Here is a 656-nt window from a genome sequence, read left to right on the forward strand (position 1 = left end):
CATTTCCAACTGAGATTAGTCTATTTTCAATATTATCTATTTATAGTTAATTTGTTTGTTAAGCCATGACATATAACTTGTAAATCAACTTGGCGCTTTGCTTTTATATGAGAAGCAAGCAAACACAAAGGTGCTTGCCACCGCTCACGCTAATATTACCTTGCCGAAGGCGTGTAATGAATCAAAAGGTCAAGAGCACAGTTAAATATATAAATAGCATAACAATTTGTGCAATTTAATGAAGTTTGCAGTTAATTTTGTGGTGCCTACAAAATTATTACCCATCTTTTGTTATTAACTTGGGTTAAAAATCTTTTACGAGTAAACATTTTAAAAGAACAAACTTTTAGAACAAAAAAACAACCATAATTAAACCGATAAAAAATAATTCTACACTCCAAGAAATAAAGAAGTATAGGATTATTTTTCCCCAATTTATTTAGGATGTAAAATTTTCTTTTATGTTTGTTGATGTCTATTTTTGAACCATTTTTAATACTTCAAATCATCCACCATATTTATCAAATTGAACTTTCATATTCCCATAAATTCTTCCGCCTAAAACAAATTGTTTAGTAACTGAATATCTAATACCATTTACTTCACCTTTAGTAGAAGAACCAATTTCATCAATACTCTTCTTAGAAAGTAACATC

At 28.7% G+C, this 656-nt stretch carries 1 protein-coding gene; it reads right to left on the reverse strand.

Going from position 1 to position 656, the window contains the following annotated elements; all coding sequences use genetic code 4:
* Window positions 1-475: 475 nt before the first annotated feature.
* Window positions 476-656, reverse strand: a 181-nt coding sequence (locus C4B24_RS05125; RefSeq protein WP_168388388.1) for a hypothetical protein, incomplete at its 5' end; no start/stop codon positions are given.

Origin of the sequence: Mycoplasma marinum (assembly GCF_004335975.1) — a bacterium.
Taxonomy (GTDB): Bacteria; Bacillota_I; Bacilli_A; order Mycoplasmatales; family Metamycoplasmataceae; genus Mycoplasma_K; species Mycoplasma_K marinum.